The sequence below is a fragment of the Croceibacterium selenioxidans genome (assembly GCF_018599195.1).
Taxonomy (GTDB): Bacteria; Pseudomonadota; Alphaproteobacteria; order Sphingomonadales; family Sphingomonadaceae; genus Croceibacterium_A; species Croceibacterium_A selenioxidans.
Map to the genome: position 1 here is coordinate 530,020 of NZ_JAHFVK010000001.1, position 21,569 is coordinate 551,588.

General features: G+C 64.5%; 22 protein-coding genes. 16 read left to right on the plus strand and 6 right to left on the minus strand.

Features of this window, described 5'->3' with window-relative positions; genetic code table 11:
• Positions 1 to 3: 3 nt before the first annotated feature.
• Genes KK137_RS02615 through KK137_RS02625 form a run of 3 tightly spaced genes read left to right on the plus strand, consistent with a single transcriptional unit; the run spans position 4 to position 3,676 of the window.
• Positions 4 to 834, plus strand: a complete 831-nt coding sequence (locus tag KK137_RS02615; RefSeq protein ID WP_338027946.1) for a lytic transglycosylase domain-containing protein — start codon at positions 4 to 6, stop codon at positions 832 to 834.
• On the plus strand, positions 831 to 2,963 hold the full coding sequence (locus KK137_RS02620) for a flagellar biosynthesis protein FlhA (RefSeq protein ID WP_420829309.1): 2,133 nt from the start codon (positions 831 to 833) through the stop codon (positions 2,961 to 2,963). The genes KK137_RS02615 and KK137_RS02620 overlap by 4 nt, the downstream gene beginning before the upstream one ends.
• Complete coding sequence (locus KK137_RS02625) at positions 2,960 to 3,676, plus strand: sigma-70 family RNA polymerase sigma factor (RefSeq protein ID WP_214534490.1); 717 nt, start codon at positions 2,960 to 2,962, stop codon at positions 3,674 to 3,676. Before KK137_RS02620 ends, KK137_RS02625 begins: the two co-directional genes overlap by 4 nt.
• 36 nt (positions 3,677 to 3,712) lie before the next feature.
• On the opposite strand, the gene rarD is transcribed toward KK137_RS02625, so the two are convergent.
• Positions 3,713 to 4,627 carry an EamA family transporter RarD gene (rarD, locus tag KK137_RS02630; RefSeq protein ID WP_338027947.1) on the minus strand — a complete coding sequence of 305 codons (915 nt, stop codon included), beginning with the start codon at positions 4,625 to 4,627 and terminating at the stop codon, positions 3,713 to 3,715.
• 136 nt (positions 4,628 to 4,763) lie between these two features.
• Here rarD and KK137_RS02635 point away from each other — a divergent pair, with 136 nt between their 5' ends.
• Both KK137_RS02635 and KK137_RS02640 read left to right on the plus strand, forming a co-directional pair.
• On the plus strand, positions 4,764 to 5,180 hold the full coding sequence (locus KK137_RS02635; protein ID WP_250893556.1) for a glycine zipper 2TM domain-containing protein: 417 nt from the start codon (positions 4,764 to 4,766) through the stop codon (positions 5,178 to 5,180).
• A gap of 178 nt (positions 5,181 to 5,358) precedes the next feature.
• The gene (locus KK137_RS02640) at positions 5,359 to 6,081 is read left to right on the plus strand and encodes a hypothetical protein (protein ID WP_214534491.1); all 723 of its coding nucleotides are present in this window, start codon (positions 5,359 to 5,361) and stop codon (positions 6,079 to 6,081) included.
• On the opposite strand, the gene astD is transcribed toward KK137_RS02640, so the two are convergent.
• Both astD and KK137_RS02650 read right to left on the minus strand, forming a co-directional pair.
• Positions 6,078 to 7,514 (minus strand): succinylglutamate-semialdehyde dehydrogenase, encoded by a 1,437-nt coding sequence (astD, locus tag KK137_RS02645; protein WP_214534492.1) that lies wholly within the window; start codon positions 7,512 to 7,514, stop codon positions 6,078 to 6,080. The two genes, KK137_RS02640 and astD, sit on opposite strands and share 4 nt — an antisense overlap.
• A gap of 89 nt (positions 7,515 to 7,603) precedes the next feature.
• Entirely contained in the window at positions 7,604 to 9,004 is a 1,401-nt protein-coding gene (locus KK137_RS02650) for a protein adenylyltransferase SelO family protein (RefSeq protein ID WP_214534493.1), read from the minus strand.
• Between the two features lie 43 nt (positions 9,005 to 9,047).
• Between KK137_RS02650 and KK137_RS02655 the strand changes: the two genes are divergently transcribed.
• The 5 genes from KK137_RS02655 (at position 9,048) to KK137_RS02675 (ending at position 14,741) form a co-directional block, all read left to right on the plus strand.
• Positions 9,048 to 9,929, plus strand: coding sequence for an alpha/beta fold hydrolase (locus KK137_RS02655; protein ID WP_214534494.1), 882 nt, complete (start codon positions 9,048 to 9,050; stop codon positions 9,927 to 9,929).
• Entirely contained in the window at positions 9,926 to 11,059 is a 1,134-nt protein-coding gene (locus KK137_RS02660) for a glycosyltransferase family 4 protein (protein WP_214534495.1), read from the plus strand. The genes KK137_RS02655 and KK137_RS02660 overlap by 4 nt, the downstream gene beginning before the upstream one ends.
• A gap of 110 nt (positions 11,060 to 11,169) precedes the next feature.
• Positions 11,170 to 11,961 carry a tetratricopeptide repeat protein gene (locus tag KK137_RS02665; RefSeq protein ID WP_214534496.1) on the plus strand — a complete coding sequence of 264 codons (792 nt, stop codon included), beginning with the start codon at positions 11,170 to 11,172 and terminating at the stop codon, positions 11,959 to 11,961.
• A 14-nt stretch (positions 11,962 to 11,975) separates the two neighbouring features.
• A complete protein-coding gene (locus KK137_RS02670) occupies positions 11,976 to 13,322 on the plus strand; it encodes an outer membrane protein assembly factor BamB family protein (RefSeq protein ID WP_250893557.1) in 1,347 nt (448 codons plus the stop codon).
• 66 nt (positions 13,323 to 13,388) lie between these two features.
• Positions 13,389 to 14,741: a methyltransferase family protein gene (locus KK137_RS02675; RefSeq protein WP_214534498.1), complete on the plus strand. Its 1,353-nt coding sequence runs from the start codon at positions 13,389 to 13,391 to the stop codon at positions 14,739 to 14,741.
• A gap of 1 nt (position 14,742) precedes the next feature.
• Here the strand turns inward: KK137_RS02675 and ubiA are convergent, their stop codons facing one another.
• Positions 14,743 to 15,645: a 4-hydroxybenzoate octaprenyltransferase gene (ubiA, locus tag KK137_RS02680; RefSeq protein ID WP_214534499.1), complete on the minus strand. Its 903-nt coding sequence runs from the start codon at positions 15,643 to 15,645 to the stop codon at positions 14,743 to 14,745.
• A 46-nt stretch (positions 15,646 to 15,691) separates the two neighbouring features.
• Here ubiA and KK137_RS02685 point away from each other — a divergent pair, with 46 nt between their 5' ends.
• The 6 genes from KK137_RS02685 to soxR all read left to right on the plus strand — a co-directional run bounded on the left by KK137_RS02685 (position 15,692) and on the right by soxR (position 20,314).
• On the plus strand, positions 15,692 to 16,393 hold the full coding sequence (locus KK137_RS02685) for a DNA alkylation repair protein (protein WP_214534500.1): 702 nt from the start codon (positions 15,692 to 15,694) through the stop codon (positions 16,391 to 16,393).
• 20 nt (positions 16,394 to 16,413) lie between these two features.
• Positions 16,414 to 17,157 (plus strand): 16S rRNA (uracil(1498)-N(3))-methyltransferase, encoded by a 744-nt coding sequence (locus tag KK137_RS02690; protein ID WP_214534501.1) that lies wholly within the window; start codon positions 16,414 to 16,416, stop codon positions 17,155 to 17,157.
• A 61-nt stretch (positions 17,158 to 17,218) separates the two neighbouring features.
• Positions 17,219 to 18,589 carry a glutamate--cysteine ligase gene (locus tag KK137_RS02695; protein WP_214534502.1) on the plus strand — a complete coding sequence of 457 codons (1,371 nt, stop codon included), beginning with the start codon at positions 17,219 to 17,221 and terminating at the stop codon, positions 18,587 to 18,589.
• A gap of 32 nt (positions 18,590 to 18,621) precedes the next feature.
• On the plus strand, positions 18,622 to 19,398 hold the full coding sequence (gene ppk2, locus KK137_RS02700) for a polyphosphate kinase 2 (RefSeq protein WP_214534503.1): 777 nt from the start codon (positions 18,622 to 18,624) through the stop codon (positions 19,396 to 19,398).
• A complete protein-coding gene (locus KK137_RS02705) occupies positions 19,395 to 19,694 on the plus strand; it encodes a putative quinol monooxygenase (RefSeq protein WP_214534504.1) in 300 nt (99 codons plus the stop codon). Before ppk2 ends, KK137_RS02705 begins: the two co-directional genes overlap by 4 nt.
• A gap of 164 nt (positions 19,695 to 19,858) precedes the next feature.
• Complete coding sequence (gene soxR, locus KK137_RS02710) at positions 19,859 to 20,314, plus strand: redox-sensitive transcriptional activator SoxR (RefSeq protein WP_250893558.1); 456 nt, start codon at positions 19,859 to 19,861, stop codon at positions 20,312 to 20,314.
• 218 nt (positions 20,315 to 20,532) lie between these two features.
• Here the strand turns inward: soxR and KK137_RS02715 are convergent, their stop codons facing one another.
• Positions 20,533 to 20,778, minus strand: a complete 246-nt coding sequence (locus KK137_RS02715; RefSeq protein ID WP_214534505.1) for a VOC family protein — start codon at positions 20,776 to 20,778, stop codon at positions 20,533 to 20,535.
• Positions 20,762 to 20,902: a hypothetical protein gene (locus tag KK137_RS02720; protein ID WP_214534506.1), complete on the minus strand. Its 141-nt coding sequence runs from the start codon at positions 20,900 to 20,902 to the stop codon at positions 20,762 to 20,764. Before KK137_RS02720 ends, KK137_RS02715 begins: the two co-directional genes overlap by 17 nt.
• Positions 20,903 to 21,569 lie beyond the last annotated feature (667 nt).

Consider the following 21,569-nt stretch of genomic DNA (forward strand, 5'->3'; position numbering starts at 1 on the left):
ACAGTGCCTGAAGTCAGTTCTGTGCAGCGAAGCGATGTTCGTGCGGCGATTGCCCGCGCGTCCGCCGCTACAGGAGTCAATTTCGACTACCTGCTCGCTCAGGCCAAGATCGAGTCCGCCTTCGATCCCAGCGCCCGCGCCTCGACCTCGAGCGCGGCGGGCCTATTCCAGTTCACTGCCGGCACCTGGCTCGAGACGCTCGACCGGCACGGTGCGCGCCACGGGCTCAGCTGGGCCGACGCCGCGATCTCCCGCTCAGGCGGACGCGCGGGAATCGATGATCCGACGATGCGGGCGCAAGTGATGAACTTGCGCTTCGATCCGGACGCCTCGGCCCTGATGGCCGCCGAACTGGCTCGCGACAACGCGACCGAACTGCGCGGGGTCCTGGGCCGCGAGCCTGATTCCGCCGAACTCTACCTGGCGCACTTCATGGGAGCCGGAGGGGCTCGCTCGTTCCTCACGGCGCTTCAAAACAACCCTGGACAGTCGGCGGCGGATCTCTTTCCCGAATCCGCGTCGGCCAATCGCCCGATCTTCTACGACAACGGCCGGCCCCGTTCGGTCGGCGAGGTCATGGACCTCATGCGGAACAAGGTTTCCTCGGCCATGGAAGGCGGCTTCGACGGGTTCTCCGGCGGACGCTACTATTCGCCGCAGTCGTCCTTCCAGGCCGCGTCCTACAGCCGCTCGGCGGCACCCGAGCAGCCGCAGCGCATCCCCTCCATGGCGGACACGCTGCAGGCGACCTTCGGTTCCACTGCGAACCTGCCTGGCAAGGCCGGTGAACGCGTCGAGAAAGCCTACTCCGCATTCAGGACATTCGGGCTGTGAACGCGCTTCGTTCGATCCTGACGCCGTCGCTCGCCCTGCCGGTGGGCATCCTGACGATCATCGTGCTGATGGTCGTGCCGATCCCGGCGATGATGCTCGACGTCTTCTTCGTGCTCAACATCGCCTTGTCGGTCGCGATCCTGATGGCAGCGATCAACTCGGAAAAGCCGCTCGACTTCTCGTCCTTTCCCTCCGTTCTGCTCTTCGCCACCCTATTGAGGCTGGCGCTCAACGTCGCTTCGACCCGTGTGGTCCTGATGAACGGCCACGAGGGCGAAGCCGCGGCGGGTAAGGTGATCGAGGCTTTCGGGGCCTTCCTGATCGGCGGCAACTTCGCCGTCGGCCTGTTCGTATTCATGATCCTGATGATCATCAACCTGGTCGTCGTGACCAAGGGCGCCGGCCGCGTGTCCGAAGTGTCCGCGCGCTTCACCCTCGACGCCTTGCCCGGCAAGCAGATGGCGATCGACGCCGATCTCGCGGCAGGCCTCATGACCGCTGCCGAAGCCAAGGCCCGCCGCCGCGAAGTGGCGACCGAGGCCGATTTCTACGGCTCGATGGATGGCGCCAGCAAGTTCGTGAAGGGCGACGCGATCGCTGCCCTGCTGATCCTGTTCGTCAACCTCGTCGCGGGTCTCATCCTTGGCGTCGTGAGCCACGGCCTGTCGCTTGCCGATGCCGGTGCGCTTTATGTCACACTGGCCGTGGGCGACGCGCTGGTCGCCTCCATTCCGGCCCTGCTGCTGTCGATTGCGGCCGCCGTTATCGTCACGCGAGTTTCGGACAGCCGCGACCTTACCGGCCAGATCAGCGGCCAGCTTTCGGACCCGCGCATCTGGTTGCCTGTGGCCTGCATTCTCGGCGCGATGGGAATGATCCCGGCGATGCCGCAGACCATCTTCTGGCCGCTTTCCCTGGGGGCCTTCTGGCTGTGGAAGTCGCTCGGCCGCCGTGCCCGGACCGCTGCCGTGGTCGAAGAGCCCAAGCCGGTGACCGATCCGTCGCGCATCTCGATCGAGGAGATTTCGGAACAGACGCTTGTCACGATCGAACTGGGCTATGGCCTGGTTCATCTGGCCGACGACCGGAAGGGCGCCCCGCTCGTGGCGCGCCTTACGGGCCTGCGGCGGCAACTTTGCCAGACCTTTGGTTTCGTCGTCCCGCGTTTCCGCGTTCGCGACTCCTTCGATCTGGCGCCCGATCATTATCGCGTCCTGCTTGGCGGCGCGCCGCTCGGCTCGGCCCAGATCCGTACCAACCGAGTTCTCGCCATCGATACCGGAGACGCCAAGCCCAATGACCAGATCGTGGGCGAGGCGACGTTCGACCCCAGCTTCGGCTGCCCGGCGCTGTGGATCGATCCAAACAATCGCGACCTCGCGGTGGCCGAAGGCTATCTCGTGGTCGACATAGAGAGTGTCATCGCGACCCACGTGAACCAGCTGCTCGCCGCGCGGCCGCAGGAACTGCTGGGACCCGATCAGGTCCGCGAGCTGCTCGACTCGGTGCGCGAGAACAACGCTCAGCTGGTCGATACGATCACACCGCAACCGCTATCGCTCGCTGCGATCACCCGCGTGATGCGCTCGCTCCTGGCCGACGGCATTCCGTTGGCTCACCCGCTGCCGGTTCTGTCCAGTCTCTCGCAAGCCGCGCAACAGACGACCGACCACGATCGCCTGATCGATATGATCCGTGCCGACCTGGGTGGTATGATCGTGGGCCAGATCTGCGCGCCAGATCAGCGCCTCCCGGTCATAACGCTCGCCGCCGATCTCGAAGAGATGGTCGTCGGAGGCATGCAGGATCCGGGCACCGGCCAAGTCATCATCGAGCCCGACCTTGCTCGTTCGCTCGGAGAGCGCGTGGCTGCAATTGTCGCCTCCCGTCAGCCGGGCGAGGGCGCTCCAGCCCTGGTCGTCCAGCAGCGGGCCCGCCGACCGCTAACCGCCTTGCTCAAGCTTCGTGCCCCGGGCTGCCTGGTGATCTCGATCCATGAGCTTCCCGTGACGCAGCCGATCGAAGTGATCGCCGTGATCGGGGACGACAATGCCCTGGCGGCGCACCAGGCGCCGGAATCGCATCAAACACAGAACAACGAACCCGACAGGGAGACTTTGGCCGCATGATCCAGGATCACACCCGTTTTTCGGCTGCGAAAGCCTACTCAGTTCAAGTGGGCGACCGGGTCTCCCGGTTCCTGCCCATGGTGCGCAAGCTCGCTTGGCACCTTTCGGGCAGCGCCGGCCCCTCGCTCGATGTCGAGGACTTGATGCAGGCTGGGCTCGTAGCGCTTACCGAGTGCGCCCAGCGCCACGAAGGACCGAGCGAGGATGGTTTTGCCGCCTATGCCAAGTTGCGGGTCAGGGGCGCGATGGTGGACTTGCTCCGCGCGTCTTCTCCCGAAGCGAGGGGCGCGCGCGCCAACAGGCGGAAGGTCGAGCAGACGCAACAGCAGCTCCGGCTCAAGCTGAAGCGCGTCCCGACCGCTGCGGAAACCGCAGCCGCGCTTGGCCTGACGCTCGCGGAGTTCGAGAAGCTGCGCACCGACGCGGCAGTGATCCAGCTCGACTCGATCGACGAATGTTATTCGGACACCTCTTCGGTGTTCGCGTCAGATGACGAGGGTGCCGAAGCGATACTTCTCGAAGCCGAGGATCGTGCACGCCTGATCGACGAGATCACGGCCTTGCCTGAACGGCTGCAGCTCGTGATCCAGCTCTACTTCGTGGAGGAACTGAACCTGTCGGAGATCGCCCAGGTGCTCAACGTCAGCATCCCGCGTGTGCATCAGCTCAAGGCTACGGCTCTCGACAAGCTGAAGTTGTCGCTGGCGGCGTGAGGATTCCCTCCCGCGCGCGGGAGGGGAGACAGGCGTTCAATGAGCCTCGGACGCACTCCGACGGCGTAGCAGGTCCCACACAAACAAACCCGCCGCGGCCCAGATCGCCACGAAACAGGCGAGCTGAGCCGGCCGCAGTTTCTCGCCGAATACCAGCAGGCCGATCAGGAAAACGATGGTTGGCGAAATAAACTGCAGGAAGCCCAGGACCGTATAAGGCATCCGCCTGGCCGCGATGGCGAACCAGATCAGCGGTATCGCAGTCATGGGCCCGGCCCAGGCGATCGCGGCGGTCTCCAGTGTATCGCGCCCAATGACGGTTCCCGCCGGGCTGGCAGCGTACCAGCTGACGATGGCCACGGCCGGCAGCAACAACAGCAGCGATTCGATCGTGAGGCCCACCAGCGCCCCGGCCGCCACGGTCTTGCGCAACAGGCCGTAGATGCCGAAGCTCAGCGCCATCGACAGGCTCAGCCACAAGGTCGTCAGGGCCCCGATGGCCAGGGCGGTGACTCCGACGCCTGCCAGGAGAAGCGCACACCACTGGATGCGGTTGAGCCGCTCTCCCAGTACGACGAGGCCCATGAGCATCATGGCCAGCGGCAGGATGTAATACCCTAGGCTCGCGGCATAGACATGCTCGGTCTGGATCGCCCAGACGTAGAGCGACCAGTTGACTCCGATCAGGGCGGCACTGGCCAGCAGCGTCAGCAGCGCCCGGCGGTCGGCCAGGACGGCCCGCAATTCACCCCAACCGTCATTCCCGCGGTTATGCGACCAGGTGAGGAAAACGAGGCACAAGGGCAGAGTGAAGATGATCCGCCACGCCACGAATTCAATCGGCGGCACCTGGTGCACCAGCAACAGATAGAGGGGCATCGAGCCCCAGAACGCGTGCGCGCCAAGGGCGTAGGGTAGACCACTGCGATGCTGTTCCGAGTGCCCGTTCACTGGCTGTCGGTTAGGCACGAAGTCACTTTTCGACAAGCCGTTCGAAAAAAATGCGATCCTTTCAGACAGGTTGTCGTCCGTTCAGGATTCCGGGCTTAGGCATGAACCGTCACAAGAAGTTCAACGGAGCCGAGACATGAATAAGCTGTCCAAAAATATCACCCTCGCCATCGCTGCCCTCGGAATGACCGCTTCGGCGGTTCCGGCCATGGCCGCCGATTTCGGTCACGTCCGCACTGGGGTCAGTGCTGCTCCCAAAGAGGACAGCTGGAACCGCGATCGTCGCCATCATCGCGATGACCGCCGCTATCGCCAGTCGTACTACGGTGGTGAGCAAGTTAGCCGCAACACGCGGGTATGGCGCGGCAACGATGGGCGGACTTATTGCCGCAAGAAGGACGGCACTACGGGCCTGATCATCGGCGGTGCGGCCGGCGCTCTGCTCGGTCGCGAAGTCGACAGCAGCGGCGATCGCTCGCTCGGCACCATCCTCGGCGCCGCCGCCGGTGCCCTGATTGGTAAGAACCTCGATGACGGCGTGAAATGCCGTTGATCCGACAACCCGACAGCCGGAGCCCGCTGCTCCTGTAGCGGCTCCGGCTGGAGTGCGGCCCTTCGGGACGTGTTCATGAGGGATCGCGCCGAGGCGCTCGCGTGATGGATCCACGCGAGCGCCTTGTTCGTTTCTCAGCCTAAACACTTTAGTTGCCAGTTTGCGCTAGGGCGCAGTGATGTGTCTGAGCTTTCGAATCCTCCTGGCGACCTGCGCCCCGGTTCTGTTGTCGGCATGTGGTGGATCGGATGAGCTCGCGCGTGCCGACACGGAGCAAGACCCCGCCGTCACCACGGCCCTCAATCAACCGCTCAGCTACGACCCGGACCTCTCCGCCATGAACCGCGCCAATAGCGCGGCATCGCTACCTTGGCAGGATGGATCGCTGCCGACCGTGGACAGTGGGCCCGACGCGATCGAAGCCGCTCGGGCGGAGGCCCTCGGGTTGGTGGGCGGTGTCGGTCTCATGCGCAAGGCGCCGGAACCCGAGGATATTTCCGACTCACTGGCTCCCGAATCCTCCCTGACGGCCGGCGCTCGGGCGGAGGTGGCGCCTGGAATCGATCCGGCTTGTGCGGGGCAAGTGAGTTACACCATGCAATGGGCCGCCAAGATGCCGGCGGCGTTTCCGATCTACCCTCGGGGCGCCGTGCAGGAAGCAGCCGGGACCGATGCCGAGGGATGCGCTCTCCGCGTGGTCAATTTCGTCACGCCTGTTCCATTGGACGAGGTGATGGACTTCTATTTCACGCGAGCCCGCAACGCCGGGCTTCCGGCCAGGCACGGCCTTCAAGGCGGCGATAACGTGTTGGCGGGAAGCAACGGCACACGCTCGATCGTGGTCTATGCCCGCGAGTTACCCTCGGGCTTGGTCGAAGTGGACCTGGTGACGGCGGGCTAAGCCTCGCTTTTGGCCTTGCCGTCTTCGCGGAAGCCTACCCCGACACTGGCGCGCGGTTGCTCCATTTCGGTGCTCGCCACCGGATAGGCGCAGTAATCGGCGGCATAATAGGCGGCGGGCCGATGATTGCCCGACAGGCCTATCCCGCCAAACGGCGCGGCCGAAGAGGCGCCGTTGGTCGGCCGGTTCCAGTTGACGATCCCGGCGCGGATTCCCGCCCAGAAGTGATCGTACTCTTCGGGTGTACCGCCGATCAACGAGGCTGAGAGTCCGAAGCGCGTATTGTTCGCCTCCGCGATCGCCTCGTCGAAGTCGTCGACCTTGATCACTTGCAGGATCGGACCGAACAGCTCGACGTCGGGCCGTTCGCTCAGCGCCGTGGTGTCGATCACCGCCGGTGTCACAAACGGCAGGCCTTCGAACGGCTGCTTCATGTGCGTCAGCGCCTTGCCGCCTTTCGAGATCAGGTAGACCACGCTCTCGGCGAGCTGGACGGCCGCCTGCATGTCGATGACCGGACCCATGAACGGCTGGGGATCGTCGAACGGTGCGCCGACGATGATCCGGCCAGTCAGCCGCTTCACCTCGGCAACGATCTTGTCGTACATGCTGGACTTGACGATCAGCCGACGGGCTGCGGTGCAACGTTGGCCGGCGGTGGTGAACGCCGATTGCACGATCAAGGCGGCAGCGTCGGTTATCTTGGGCGTGTTCCACACCACGATCGGGTTGTTGCCGCCCATCTCCAGCGCGACGATCTTGCCCGGATTGCTCGCCATCTTGCGGTTGATCGCGATGCCGGCCTGGGCCGAACCGGTGAACAGCACGCCGTCGATGCCGTCATGGGCGACCAGCGCCTTGCCCTCGTCAGGTCCGCCGACAAGCAACTGGACCACGTCGGCGGGGACACCGGCCGCGTGGAAGCATTTGAGAAGGAACTCACCGGTCGCCGGGGTCTTTTCACTCGGCTTCAGGATCACGGCGTTGCCCGCGATCAGTGCTGGGACGATGTGGCCATTGGGGAGGTGGGCAGGGAAGTTATAGGGACCCAGCACGGCCATGACGCCGTGGGGCTTGTGCCGCAGCGCCTGTGAACCCTGCAGGGCGCTGTCGAGGCGTCTCTGTCCCGTCCGTTCACCATGAGCGCGGATCGAAATTTCGACCTTTGCGATGACCGCTTCCACTTCGGTCCGGCTTTCCCACAGCGGCTTGCCGGTCTCTCTCGCGATGAGCTGGGCGAACTCATCGAGGCGTTTGCGCACTTCGTTGGCGAAGCGGCGCATGAGTTCCATGCGCACGGCATTGGGTTCGGCCGCCCATTTGGGCCAGGCCAAACGGGCCCGCCCGACTACTTCGTCAACGTTACCTACCTGGCTACGCCAGAGTTCGGCACCCGTTGCCGGTTCGAAAGAGATGATCTCGGTTTCGCTCACGCGCGCTGTTTCACAGGGAAGGGGGGTCGATCACGGTAGATAGTCCCACTAGTCTCATCTTGCCAGTCCGCCAGATATTACAAAGCTCTTTATGCCCGGTGTCCGGCCGGCTCAGGAGGTTCCCCGAGAGCGTCTCCCATCATGCGGACCGCGGCGACCTTGTCGTGCAGGGGCTGCCAGTCGTCGCGCTCAGCAATAGCCGACCAGATGGCCTCGACCTCGTCGATGAGCATCGCTTGCGGAGCGTCTCCCGACCAATAGGGATGGTCGTTCGTGACCGCCGAGTAACTAGCAAGCCTTTCCGCGAGGGGGCCTTGGGCGCTGCGACCGCCGCGGTAGTCGAAGAAGAACCGGGCGGGTCCGGTCCCGTCTCCTCGCATGGTCTGTTCCGCGGCTGCGATCAGATGCATATCCGCCTCCACGCCCTGGCTCTCGAGGCCGAGGCGCCAGCAGAACCGACGAGTGATCGCCTGGTGGTAAAGATCGGGAAAGCGCTCGATCGCGGCGACGAGCGGTGGAGCCTCGACCAGAAGCGTGAGCGAGATTGCCAGTTGCGTCAGATTCCACCGGATCGCTTCGGGCTGACGGCCAAACGCATAGAGGCCGCTGTGGTCGAAGTATGCGGCGGTAAAAGCCGGATCCCACTGCGGGAGCCAGCGCCATGGTCCGTAGTCGAAGCTCTCGCCGGTCACGTTCATGTTGTCCGAATTGAGCACGCCATGGACGAAGCCGGCGACCATGTACGACGCGGCGAGGTCGGCCAGCCGCTCGACCGCCTGATGCATCAGGACCACCGCCGGCTCGTCGCGGCCCGGCGCGTCGTCTGGCGGTGGCGGGCCGGGAAACTGGGCGAGACAGTAGTCCACCAGTTGCCGCATGTGGCCATCCTCTTCGAAGGCCAGGAGACGCTGGAAGGTGCCGATGCGGACGTGCGAGTGGCTCATGCGAACCAGGACCGCAGAGCGGGTAGGCGAGGGTTCGTCGCCCCGTTCCAGCTCTTCGCCGGTCTCTATCACGGAAAAGGTCTTGGAGGTGTAGACCCCCAACGCCTCGAGCATCTCCGTCGCGAGAATTTCCCGAACGGCGCCCTTGAGCGTCAGTCGCCCGTCGGCCGTGCGGCTGTAGGGAGTCAGGCCGGACCCCTTGGTGCCCAGCTCGAGCAAACGTCCGCCGCCGTCGCGCATCTGCGCGAAAGTGAAACCGCGACCGTCGCCGATCTCCGGATTGTAAACGCGGAACTGGTGGCCGTGATAGCGCAGGGCCAGCGGCTGGGGCAGGTTGTCGGCCAACGGCTCGAAGCGTCCGAAATGACCGATCCACTCCTCATCGTTCAAGCCGTCGAGGCCGACCGCCTTGGCCCATCGCTGGTTGCGGAAGCGCAAGTCATGTCGAGGGAAGTCGGCAGGCTTCACCGGGTCGCCAAGCCAATCGGCCAGGCTCAGGATCTGCGGATCGGGGCGATAAGGGGCAGCTTGCGGTTCGGCTCGCATCTTTGCATTAGTGGGGCGGCCAGAGCGGGGGAGCAAGCAGAACGTGGTACAGAGCGAACCCGCCTTCACAGTGGGCGAATGGATTAGCGCGGATGGACTGACGCTCCGTTATCGCGACCATCCGGGCGGCGAGGGCCGTCCGCCGATCCTCTGCATCCCGGGTCTGACTCGCAACGCGCGTGACTTCGAATCCGTAGCCTCGACCTTCGCAGGAGGCTGGCGCGTGATCTGCGCCGACCTGCGGGGACGGGGGCTGAGCGACTACGCGAAGGATTCGGCCAGCTACAATCCGATGCAGTACGTGGCCGACATCTCCGCCCTGCTCGACCAGGCGGGCCTGGCGCGGGTGGTCGTGATCGGGACTTCGCTCGGCGGGATCGTGGCGATGTTGCTGGCGACCTTGTCGCCGGAACGGATCGCGGGCGTGGTGCTCAACGACATCGGTCCACATATCGAGGAGGCCGGACTTACCCGAATCCGTGACTACGTGGGTCAGGGGCGCAGCTACCCAACTTGGATGCACGCCGCCCGGGGCCTGCGGGAGCAGGGCGGCATCGCCTATCCCGATTTCAAGATCGCCGATTGGCTCAAGCTCGCCAAGCGGCTGATGGCGGTGGGGCCGGGCGGCCGTATCGCGTTCGACTACGACATGAGGATTGCAGAGCCGTTTAGCACGCCCTCAGGGACGGCTCCCGCCGACATGTGGCCAGCGTTTAAGGCGCTAGCAGGCCGTCCGGTGCTTGCGATACGCGGGGGCGTATCGGACATCCTCTCCGCCGCAACACTCAGTCGCATGAAGAAAGAGCTGCCGGGCCTCGACGCCGTCACGATCCGCCGCGTCGGCCATGCGCCAACTCTGGACGAGCCCCAGGCGCTGGACGCGATTTCCCGGCTCCTCGGCAAGGTCGAAGCCGCGCAGGTATGAGCATTCCGCGAGTACTTCACCTTCATTCGAGCTTCGATGCGGGCGGCAAGGAACTGCGCTGTGTCCAACTGATCAACGCTTTCGGCCGCGATGCCGAGCATGCAATCGTCTCGGCGGATCCCGAGCGCCGGGCGGCGGCCGAGCGCTTCTCCGGCGCGGCACAAGTCTCGTGGCCCGAGTTTCCTTCGCTCAAAGGGAAGCCACTACCCGGACGGCTTAAACGTCTCGCCGCCGCAATGGCCGGGTACGACCTCATCTGCACTTACAATTGGGGTGCGATGGATGCGGTGATGGCGCACACCCTGTTTGCCGACGTCTACAAGCTGCCGCCGCTCGTCCATCACGAGGACGGTTTCAACGAGGACGAGGCATCGGGCCTCAAACCCCTGCGCAACTTCTACCGTGGGATCGCGCTCGGGCGGAGCTCGGCCCTCGTGGTGCCTTCGCGCACGCTGGAGCGGATCGCGCTCGAGACATGGCATCAGCCACGGACCCGTGTGCGCCTGATCCCCAACGGCATCGACACCCGCGCCTTCTCCCTGCCGCCCAAGCGCGACGCGTTGCCGCGCGTGGTCAAGCGCAAGGGCGAGTTGTGGGTCGGCACGCTGGCGGGCCTGCGACCGGTCAAAAACCTGCCACTCCTGGTCCGGGCTTGCCGCGATCTGCCCGAAGAATGGCAGGTGGTCATTGGAGGAGAGGGGCCCGATCGTGATGCGATCCTTGCCCAGGCATCCGCTTGCGGCCTGGTGCATAGGCTTCATTTGCCTGGGCAAGTCGAGCCGGCAAAGGCGACCGCCCTGTTCGATATCTTCGCCCTGTCCTCGTTATCGGAACAGTTCCCGATCTCGCTGGTCGAGGCGATGGCGGCCGGGCTTCCAATCGCGGCCCCGCGGGTCGGCGACATCGCGGCTATGGTTGCAACCGAGAACGGCCCCTACCTTTGCGCGCCGGGTGACGAGGCAGGACTTGCCGCGGCCATCACGGCGCTTGCAGGCGATCAGGCGCTGCGCAAGCGCATCGGGGAGGCCAATCGAGCCAAGGCCCGGGCCGAATACGACGAAGGCCGGATGATCGAACGCTATCGCGCACTCTACTGGGGCCTGATGAATCGAGCCGGAGTCGCGCGTTGAGCTTTCAGCCAAGGTTCACCGCGGCGGGGACAGAGGCGACTCGGCAATTGAAAAGGCGCAGCCATCCGTTAAACAGCGCGCCGACCAATTAACTTGAACAGAAAAGTCCCGTGGCCCTTAGACCTGACTCCGGAAAGTCCCGTGCCGATGAGCTTGCCGACCGCCAGTCGCGCGAGCAGGAAGTCCTCTTTCGTGAGGTCGACGAGGCTGTCCGACAGGACCAGCTGGGGGGCGCGGCCAAGAAATACGGCATCCCTGTTGCGATCGGCCTGATTCTCGTGCTGGCGGCCTTTGGCGGCTGGCTGTGGTGGACAGAGCACCAGGAAGGCGTAAAGGAAGAGCGTTCGGAACGGCTCATCACCGCGTTCGACCGGCTCGAAGCAGGACAGATCCCTCAGGCGGACAAGGACCTCGCGGCCCTGGCTAGCGAACGGAGCGACGCCCAAGCGGTTTCGGCGAAGCTCGCCCGCGCCGGTATCGCCCTTAATCAGAATCGCCACGCGGACGCGGTCAAGCTGTACGAAGAGGTTTCGGCCGACGGCAACGCCCCGCAGGCCTATCGCGACCTCGCGTCGATCCGTTCGATGGCAGCGCAGTTCGACCAGTTGGAGCCGCAGAAGGTGATCGACCGCCTGAAGCCGCTCGCCACTCCAGGCAACCCCTGGTTCGGCAGCGCCGGCGAGCTGGTCGCCATGGCCTATCTCAAGCAGAACAAACCCGACCTTGCGGGGCCGCTGTTCGCGGCAATCGCCAAGGATGAAACCGTGCCGAAGTCCCTGCGTTCGCGTACTCGCCAGATGGCCGGCCTGCTCGGGGTCGACGCCGTTGTCGACGTCGACAAGACGCTGGCCGAAGTCCGCGAGCAGGAAGGTGGCGCTCCCGCCGCCCAGCCGGCCCAATAATGGTGAACCGATTGATGCATAAGACTTCGCGTCTCACTACCCACGCTCGTTATCTCGCCCTGCCTTTGCTGGCAGTCGCGCTTGCCGGATGCGGTGCGTTCGGTGGCAAGGACAAGCCGGGCACGCCGACTGTCGGCAATCGCACGCCGATCCTCTCGCGTATTTCGAACGAGGTGAAGGCAGACCCGACCCTCGCCTCGATCACGGTCGTGCTGCCTCCCGCGCAGACCAATGCCGATTGGCCACAGGCCGGTGGCAACGCGTCGAAGACCGCCGGACACGTCGCGCTGTCCGCTGCTCCCACCCAGGCCTGGGTGGCCTCGATCCCCGGCTCGACCTCCGCACGCCGCCTGGCCGCAGCGCCAGTCGTTGGCGGCGGGACGCTGTTCGCGGTCGACACCACGGGCTCGGTCCACGCGTTTGACGCGGCAACCGGGGCTTCCCGCTGGGTGCACCAGATCCAGGTCGCCAACGAGCTTCGCAATGCAGCCTTCGGTGGCGGCGTGAGCTACTTCGAAGGCCGGGTCTATGCCACCAACGGCGCGGGCTACGTCGTCGCGCTCGATGCGACGACCGGTTCCGAGCTTTGGCGCGTCAAGCCGGCTGGCCCGCTGCGCGGTTCGCCGACGATCGCCTTCAACACCGTCTATGTCATGACGCAGGACAACCAGATTCACGCTCTCCGCATCGCCGATGGCACGCCCATCTGGACCGACGCGGCCGCGACCGGTGAATCAGGCGTGTTCGGCGTGGCGGCGCCCGCCGCCGGACAGGGCACGGTCATTGCCGGTTATTCGCAAGGTGAACTCGTCGCCTACCGCTACGAGAACGGCCGCAACTTGTGGTCGGACGCGCTCTCGCGCACCTCGATCTCGACGCAGGTTGGCACGCTTACCGACGTGGACGCCGACCCGATCATTGCCGATGGCCGCGTCTACGCGCTGGGTCAGGGCGGGCGCATGGCGGCCTACGAACTGGTAACCGGCCAGCGCCTCTGGGAACTGAGCCTCGCGGGTATCTCCACGCCTGTCATCTCCGGCGAGTGGATCTTCACTCTGACCGACGACTCGCGCATGCTGGCGATCGCCCGCAACACCGGCAAGGTGCGCTGGGTCATCCAGCTGCCGCATTGGCGCAATCCGGAGAAGGAGACCGGACCGATCTTCTGGACCGGCCCGGTTCTGGCCAACAATCGCCTGTGGATCGCCAGTTCGGAGGGCGAGGTCCAGTCGGTCGATGTTACCAATGGGTCGGTGACTCCGTTCACCAAGTTGAGCAACCCGGTCTCCCTGCCGCCGATCGTCGCCGGCGGAACGATGTACATCCTAGATGACGGCGGCCGCATCACGGCCTGGCGTTAGGGCCCTGACTCCAGTCCGCAGGCAGGCGTTACCGGGGCTTTAACCGTTGTGAGCTAGGGCGCGCCTATGAGCGCGTCCTCCACCACGCTTGCAAAGCGGCCGACGAGCGACGTTTCGGCGTCGGTCGGGCTCGTCGGCGTCGTGACATTGCTCGGCTGGATCGCCGTTGCCCGACTGTGGCCGGAAATCTCCGCCGCTCTCGACCTTCCCGTCAGGCGGGAGGTCCTGTCCGGACCGCATTCGGCGCTCATGGCGATGATCCTTACCGGCCTAGCCATGGGGGCATGGTCCTTGCTCGTCGACAAGGTGCATCGCCGCCCGTCGACCGGCATCGACTGGAGCCGCCCGCGGCCGCTTTCGGCAGTGATCGAGGTCTCGCTGGTCAAGCTGGCGGGGCTCTGGGCGACCTGGATCGCGATTGGCGCCTTCTATTGCCTCGGGCGCTGGTACTGGAGTGGGCAGTACCTGTTCGCGATGGACGTGATCTTCGCAGCGGCGATCCCGTTGTTCGTGCTGTCGGTGCCCTATGTCCTGTGGCTCGACCGCTATCTCAAGGAGCCGCGCGACCACGCCTGGCACTTCGGCGCGATGTTCATGAGCCGGGAGCCGTGGGATCCTGTCGAGGTCAAGCGCCACTGGCGGGCGTGGATCATCAAGGGTTTCTTCTGCGCATTCATGATCTCAATCCTGCCGCCCGGCTTTGCCGGCGTGGTGGAGGCTGACTTTGGCGCCATGGTCCACGATCCGGTGCAGCTTGGCGCCCGGCTGTTCGAACTGTTGTTCGTTATCGACGTGCAGATCGGCACCGTCGGCTACCTGCTGACGCTGCGCCCGCTCGACGCCCATATTCGCAGCGGCAATCCCTTCCTGGCGGGCTGGGTCGCCGCGCTGATCTGCTATCCGCCGTTCGTCTTCGTGACGATGGGAAGCGGCGGCATCCTGCAATACGAATATCAGACCGCCGGCTGGGGACATTGGCTGGCCGGCCACGACGCGCTGCTGTGGATCTGGGCCGCGCTGCTGCTGAGCCTCACGGCGATTTATGCCTGGGCGACTTTCGCGTTCGGGATACGGTTCTCCAACCTGACCTATCGCGGGGTCGTGACCAACGGGCCGTACCGCTTCACGCGGCATCCGGCCTACGTCTCGAAGAACCTGTTCTGGTGGCTTTCGGCCATGCCGTTCCTGGTAACGACCGGCTCTTGGCTGGAAGCGGTACGCAACACCGTGTTCCTCGCCATCATAAGCGGAATCTACTACTGGCGCGCCCGGACCGAGGAAGCGCATTTGCTGTCCGAGGACCCGAAGTACCGGGAATACCACGCGTGGATGGCCGATCACGGGCTCATCACCGCACCGCTATCGCGCGCGTTGACCCGAGCGCGTCCGCGCCGCTTGCAAGTTCAGCCGGCGGAGTAGCTCAGGCGTTCCCGACCACCAGGCAGGCGGCGGCGACCAACAGTCCGGCAAATCGATTGGAACGGAAGCGTGCCAGCGGATTGTCAGGATCGGTTGGATCGAGCGTGAACGCCTGCCACATCAGGTGAAGCGCGGCCGGCAGCAGCGCGACCAGGGCGACCCAGTCCTCCCGTAGCAGCCAGAACGCTAGGCCCCACAGGCTCAGGGCCAGGGCATAGAACGCGATCACCCCAGCCTGCACATTGTTTCCCAGCCGCAGCGCGCTCGAGCGGATGCCGACCAGTGCGTCGTCCTCCCGGTCTTGCAGGGCGTAAATCGTGTCGTAGCCGATGCACCAGAAGATGCTCCCCGCATAGAGCGCTGCGAGCACCTCCAGCCGGTCGGAACGCATGGCTACCCAGCCTACCGGGGCACCCCAGGTGAATACCAGGCCGAGCCAAGCCTGGGGCCACCAGGTGATCCGCTTCATGAAGGGATAGGCAGCGACGAGGCCCAGGCTGGCCAGCGCGACGATCTGCGCCTCCAACCTCAACTGAAAAAGCACCAAGAGCCCGACGCCGCATAGCGCGAAGAGCCAGGCCCAGGCGGCCTTGGCACTGACACGGCCGCTCGCGACCGGACGGCTGGCAGTGCGCGCGACCTGCCGGTCGAGATCGGCATCGACGACATCGTTATAGACGCAACCGGCGCCTCTCATGGCGATGGCGCCGAGCAGGAGCCACAAGATCAGCTGCCACTGCAGCCCGCTGCCCGTCAGCCACACACCCCAGGCGCAGGGCCAGAACAAGAGCCACCAGCCGATCGGCCGGTCGAACCTCGCCAGCAGCGCGAAATCGCGCAGTCGCTGCGGCAGGCGGGCGACCAAGCCCTTGTGTTCGCTGTCGGGGACGATGGCTTCTGTCATGCGCGACGCCCTATAAGATTCGCGAGGATAGGGCTAGGAGAGCGGCATGCCGCCCGCAAAGCCCGATCTGGCCGCCACCCTGCGCGCGGCTCTTGCCGAAGCGGCCGAGCCCGCTCGCGCGCCCGGTATGCAGGCCTACATGAAGTCGGCCATGCCATACCTAGGGGTGTCGGCGGTGCCCTTGCGCAAGGTGTGCCGGAACCTCTTCGCGGGCCTGGCGTGGCCCGATACCTCGGCATGGCAGGCTGACGTGCTGGCGATCTGGCGAAACGCCGAATTCCGCGAGGAGCGCTACGCGGCGATCGAACTCACCGGAGAGCGCGGTGCACGCCTGTTCCAGAGGCTCGATGCCCTGCCCATGTACGAGGAAATGATCGTGAGCGGCGCCTGGTGGGACTACGTCGATGCCATCGCCGGCCAGCGCTTCTGGCCCATCCTCAAGGCCGAGGGCGAGCCGATGAAGCAGGCCATGCTCACCTGGAGCAAGGACAAGGACATATGGAAGCGGCGGAGTGCGATCCTCTGCCAGCTCAAGGCCAAGCAGGAGACAGACCTGGACCTCCTTTACGCCTGCATCGAGCCCTCGCTGGATTCGAAGGAGTTCTTTCTGCGCAAGGCGATCGGCTGGGCGCTACGGCAATACGCCTGGACCGATCCCGCGGAAGTCCGCCGCTACGTGGCAGCGAACGCTGACCGCCTCAGCGGGTTGAGCCAACGTGAGGCCCTTAAGAACATTGCGGTCGGCTAGGACGCAGGTAGGAGGTGCAAATGCCCGCCACCCCCGCCTGGCCTCCGCGCAGCGCCCCGCGCCTGTTCGTATCCGGACCTTTGGCCCAGGGAGAGTCGCTCCTGCTCGAGGGTTCGCAGGCGCATTACCTGCTGCGGGTGATGCGCATAGCGCAAGGCGACACAGTGATTCTGTGCGACGACGAAACCGGTGAGTGGGCGGCCAGGGTTTCCGATACCGGCAAACGCGACCTCCGGCTCGATCTCGTCGAACGGCTGCGCTCGCGTGAGCAGGTGCCGGACCTGTGGCTCTGCGCCGCGCTGCTCAAGAAGGATCGCTTTGATCTGGTGCTCGAGAAGGCGACCGAGCTCGGCGTGCGGCGAATCCAGCCTGTGCTGATGCGGCGGTGCGTGGCGGACAAGCTCAACCTGGAGCGGGCCCGCTCGGTGGTGACCGAAGCGGCGGAGCAGTGCGCCCGGACGGCGCTGCCGGAACTCGCTGACCCGGTGAAACTCGATAAGCTGCTGCGCGACTGGCCGGCGGATCGAACCTTGTTTTTCGCCGACGAGCTCGGGGGCGGACCGGCGGCGGCCGCTTTCGCTGCGCATTCGGGACCAGCTGCGTTATTGATTGGACCAGAGGGCGGTTTCGACGACGCCGAGCGCGAGGCTGTGCGAGCTGTCCCACAAGCGCGCCCCATCACACTCGGCCCGCGTATCTTACGGGGCGAAACCGCCGCGATGGCGGCCGCAGCGCTGTGGATGGGAAGCGTCGGCGATTGGTAGATATCCGTGCCCATGAAAATTGCGCTGGCGTGGTTCGCAAGGCTCGCCTAACGGCCCGGCCATGAGCACGCGCAAGACGTCCGAGGGGGAGGATCTGCGGATCGAGCGGCGTGAGCAGCTCGTCGAACCCATGCAGGCTGGCGAAAAGCCGGTCATCAACTGGCGCATCGGTACCGAGCACGAAAAGCTAGTCTTCTCGCTGACCGATCATCACGCTCCTTCCTATGAAGAGCCAGGCGGCATCCATTCGTTGCTGTTCGCGCTGACGCGTTTCGGCTGGAAGCCGGTCTACGAGGGCGAGAACGTCATTGCGCTCGAAGGGCCTGACGGCAATGTCAGCCTGGAACCCGCCGGGCAGCTCGAACTCTCGGGCGCTCCCCTGGACAACCTGCACCAGACTTGTGCCGAGACCGGCCGCCACCTGGAACAGGTCAAGGAAGTGGGCGAGGCGTTGGGCATCGGCTACCTCGGCCTGGGCATGTGGCCCGACAAGCGGCGCGACGAACTGCCGATCATGCCCAAGGGCCGGTACGAGATCATGCTGCGCCACATGCCGCGGGTGGGCTCGATGGGCCTCGACATGATGCTGCGGACTTGCACGATCCAGGTTAACCTGGACTATGCCTCCGAAGCCGACATGGCCAAGAAGTTCCGTGTCGGTCTGGCGCTCCAGCCCCTGGCCACCGCCTTGTTCGCCAATTCGCCGTTCACCGAAGGAAAGCCTAACGGCTTCCTCAGCTATCGCAGCCATATCTGGTCGGACACGGATCCGCATAGGACGGGAATGCTGCCGTTCGTGTTCGAGGATGGGTTCGGGTACGAACGCTACGTCGACTACATGCTCGACGTTCCCATGTATTTCGTGTTCCGCGACGGCAGGTACATCGATGCCGCCGGGCGGAGCTTCCGCGACTTCATGCAGGGCCGTCTGCCGGCGCTCCCGGGCGAGCTGCCGACGGCGAGCGACTGGACCGACCACCTCTCGACAGCGTTCCCCGAGGTCCGCCTCAAGAGCTTCCTCGAAATGCGCGGGGCCGACGGCGGCCCGTGGAACAGGATCTGCGCGCTCCCGGCGCTGTGGGTCGGGTTGCTTTACGACGGCGCCGCGCTGGATGCAGCGTGGGACTTGGTCAAGCACTGGTCGATGGAAGAGCGCGAGGCGCTGCGCAATGCAGTGCCGAAGCTCGCGCTTGATGCTCCGCTGCCGGGCGGCGGTACTCTGCGCGATCTGGCGGGCCCGGCGCTCGAGATCGCCAGCGCCGGCCTTAACGCCCGCGCGCGCTTCAATGCCGGTGGCGACAGCGAGGCTGGCTTTCTTGAACCCCTTCAGGAAATCGTCGCCAGCGGAAAGGTCCCGGCCCAACGTCTGCTCGACAAGTTCCACGGCGAGTGGGGTCAGGACATTTCCCGGGTTTACGAAGAGAGCTTCTAGCGCCGATACGGAGGCTTGCCGGAGGTCATTCCATGAGCAAGCTAAAGCGCAAGGAATACGAAGAAGCTCTCAAGCCGATGCAGCGCGAGCTGATCGAGCTGGCCCGCTGGGTCAAGCATACCGGTGCCCGCGTGGTGGTGGTGTTCGAAGGGCGGGACAGCGCAGGGAAGGGCGGGGCGATCAATGCGATCAGCCGGCACCTCAATCCTCGTCAGTGCCACGTCGTCGCCCTCGGCACGCCGACGGAACGAGAAGCGGGCCAGTGGTACTTTCAGCGCTACGTTTCGCACCTGCCGGCCGCCGGCGAAATCGTGCTGTTCGACCGCAGTTGGTACAATCGTGCCGGGGTCGAGCATGTCATGGGGTTCGCGACTCCGGCCCAGGTCGATTCATTTCTGAGAGTGACGCCGGTATTCGAAAAGCTGCTCGTCGATGACGGCGTGCTGCTGCTCAAGTACTGGCTGTGCTGTGACCAGGAGAAGCAGGAGGAGCGGTTCGCCGAACGGGCGGAGGATCCGCTGAAGGGCTGGAAGCTCTCGCCGATCGACCTGACCGCGCGCGAGCAGTACGATGACTATACCCGCGCTCGCGAGGCCATGCTTCGGGCGACCCATACCGAGCACGCGCCGTGGACGCTGGTCGACTTCAACAACCAGAGGGTCGGTCGGCTGACCTTGATCCAGGACCTACTTCGGCGAGTTCCCGACACCAGGGTTCAGGATGTCCCGCTGGAACTGCCACCGCTCACGGGCAAGCCGAGCGAGGAGACCTTCGGTGTCCTGAAACCCCTCCCGGACTACGAGCCTTGATCGCCGTCATCGGGACGTTTCGATTTCCGGCGGACTCGCTGGCCGCGGCCCGCCCGCTGATGCGCGCGGTGATCGAGGCGACGCTCGCAGAGCCGGGCTGCCGCGTTTACGCTTACGCCGAGGACATCGCCGAAGCAGGGTTGTTCAGAGTGACGGAAGTCTGGACCCGCCGTGAGGCCCTTTCAGCTCATTTTGAGACGGCGCATATGCGCCAGTGGTCCGAGCAGCGGGCGTCTCTCGGCTTCTTTGACCGACGGATCACGGCGTACGAGCTGGGTGAGGCGATAGAACTCTAGTTCGGGCGTTCTGAGCGGTTCGTTCATCTCAGGGCTCCACTCTTCTAGCAAGAAATTGCGATAAAAGCTTGTTTTAACAATGCATTCGCGCTCACTAGCGGGCGCGGGCGAATCAATTCGCTTGCTCCTTGTGCAACCTCAAGCTAACTTGAGGTCAAACGAAAATGGGTGGGTTCGCCATGGTGGAAGACCGCTTCATTACGATTGGCCAGCTCGCGGCACGTACGGGCGTGGCGGTTTCGGCGATCCGATATTACGAAGACAAGGGGCTTCTCCAGGCGCTGCGCACGGGTGGCAATCAACGCCGGTTCCTGCGCTCCGACATTCGCCGGGTCAGCTTCATTCTCATCGCTCAGAAGCTGGGATTGGCTCTGGCCGATATCGAGCAGCAGCTGGCCCAGTTGCCGCAGGGCAGGGCGCCGACGTTGTCCGACTGGCAGCAGATCAGCCGCGGGATGCGGTTCGAGATCGACCAGCGGATCAACTTGCTGACACGTACCCGCAATCAGCTCGATCAATGTATCGGATGCGGTTGCCTGAGCTTGCAGAAGTGCCAGCTCTACAACAAGGACGACCGTCTTGGCGCCATGGGCGCCGGGCCGCGCGCTATACTCGGATAGCCAGGAGTGAGCGCGGAAACGGTTTGGCCCAGGGGTTCAGGTTGGACCTTGCCGTCAGCTTAGCATGCCGAAGGGGAATCTCCGGTTCCGTGACCTCCGCGCTCGCTGGCCTCGGTAGGCACACAGATATGGTTTCACTCGCCACCATGCTATACTGAAAGCGCCAGATATTTGGCGTTTTGCGCACAGGGGCCCGGTTGTGCCGCGATGGCACGTCCTCAACGGACCCATTCGCTGGGCAAGCCGATCCTTACCAGCGTCAGCGTACCATCGGGGTCCGGTACCGACTCTTCGTGCACGCCCCACGTCTTGTGAGAAGGACCACCACCGGGGCGCCAATCCGCAAGCCTGGCGGCAAGGCCGTCGACGTCTTCGAGATAGAGATAGACGCCGTTGACATTGCGGCCGGGGACGACCCCTCGGGCGATCCGAAGAGAAGTACAGCAGTCAGCCCTTACCGTCACCGAGGATGCGATAGCTGCCGTAGTCGCTCAGCACGTCGAGACCGAGCCGCGCATAAAACGCCGCACTGGCTTCGATATCGTTGCAGGGGACCAACGCGAGAGGAGTGTGCGGGTGATCGGTCATGACGAAACCCTCTCGATACAATCCGGTCGCTGGCGTCAGCCTGCGGGATTGGAAACGGTTCCGACGTTATAACTCGGCGATCCTGTCTGAGGATTGTGCTTTTCCGCGAGTCAGGACTCGGTGCGGACAACGATCGAAATCGTGCCGTCCGGAGCAAGTTCGACCCGGTAGAGATTCAGGCCAGCCTTCTCTGCGGCACTGATCGCGCGCTGGACGTCAAGTTCCCGCCACGGGGCCTTTCCGTCCCCTTTGTCCTGACTCGTAGGCAATTTTGGATCGTCTGGCATTAAGATGAATCCCGGCATGAATGACATGTCCAGGGAAGCCGGCCGTTGACGCAGGACTTGCGCTTGATTCCAGCTGGATACCTTACACCCTCCAGGTCATGATCCCGGATAGCGATGGCGGCACGAACCTCTTCAATGCCAATCTGCTGATGCTCCAGCATGACCGGCAGCCTCCCTTACCCGAATATGCCACGTACGACGGGGCGCACAAGCAATCGGGGTTACTTAGCTCACTAAGTTTAATGTCGTGGCAAAGATACAACTTACGACACTTTTGCCATTGAAAACCCTTCGCAATTGGAGTTCCCCAAGGGTCGAATTTTCGCATCACGGCCAGATAAGTGCCCACATCTCCAGAAACCGGAAATTTGCACTCCCGC

Coding starts and splice junctions, on each gene's coding strand:
- KK137_RS02625 (WP_214534490.1), top strand. CDS start 2,960: ATGATCCAGGATCACACCCGTTTTTCGGCTGCGAAAGCCTACTCAGTT.
- KK137_RS02685 (WP_214534500.1), top strand. CDS start 15,692: ATGCCGCCCGCAAAGCCCGATCTGGCCGCCACCCTGCGCGCGGCTCTT.
- ppk2 (WP_214534503.1), top strand. CDS start 18,622: ATGAGCAAGCTAAAGCGCAAGGAATACGAAGAAGCTCTCAAGCCGATG.
- ubiA (WP_214534499.1), bottom strand. CDS start 15,645: ATGACAGAAGCCATCGTCCCCGACAGCGAACACAAGGGCTTGGTCGCC.
- KK137_RS02720 (WP_214534506.1), bottom strand. CDS start 20,902: ATGACCGATCACCCGCACACTCCTCTCGCGTTGGTCCCCTGCAACGAT.
- KK137_RS02660 (WP_214534495.1), top strand. CDS start 9,926: ATGAGCATTCCGCGAGTACTTCACCTTCATTCGAGCTTCGATGCGGGC.
- KK137_RS02650 (WP_214534493.1), bottom strand. CDS start 9,004: ATGCGAGCCGAACCGCAAGCTGCCCCTTATCGCCCCGATCCGCAGATC.
- soxR (WP_250893558.1), top strand. CDS start 19,859: ATGGGTGGGTTCGCCATGGTGGAAGACCGCTTCATTACGATTGGCCAG.
- KK137_RS02695 (WP_214534502.1), top strand. CDS start 17,219: ATGAGCACGCGCAAGACGTCCGAGGGGGAGGATCTGCGGATCGAGCGG.
- KK137_RS02675 (WP_214534498.1), top strand. CDS start 13,389: ATGAGCGCGTCCTCCACCACGCTTGCAAAGCGGCCGACGAGCGACGTT.
- KK137_RS02635 (WP_250893556.1), top strand. CDS start 4,764: ATGAATAAGCTGTCCAAAAATATCACCCTCGCCATCGCTGCCCTCGGA.
- KK137_RS02690 (WP_214534501.1), top strand. CDS start 16,414: ATGCCCGCCACCCCCGCCTGGCCTCCGCGCAGCGCCCCGCGCCTGTTC.
- KK137_RS02670 (WP_250893557.1), top strand. CDS start 11,976: ATGCATAAGACTTCGCGTCTCACTACCCACGCTCGTTATCTCGCCCTG.
- KK137_RS02640 (WP_214534491.1), top strand. CDS start 5,359: ATGTGTCTGAGCTTTCGAATCCTCCTGGCGACCTGCGCCCCGGTTCTG.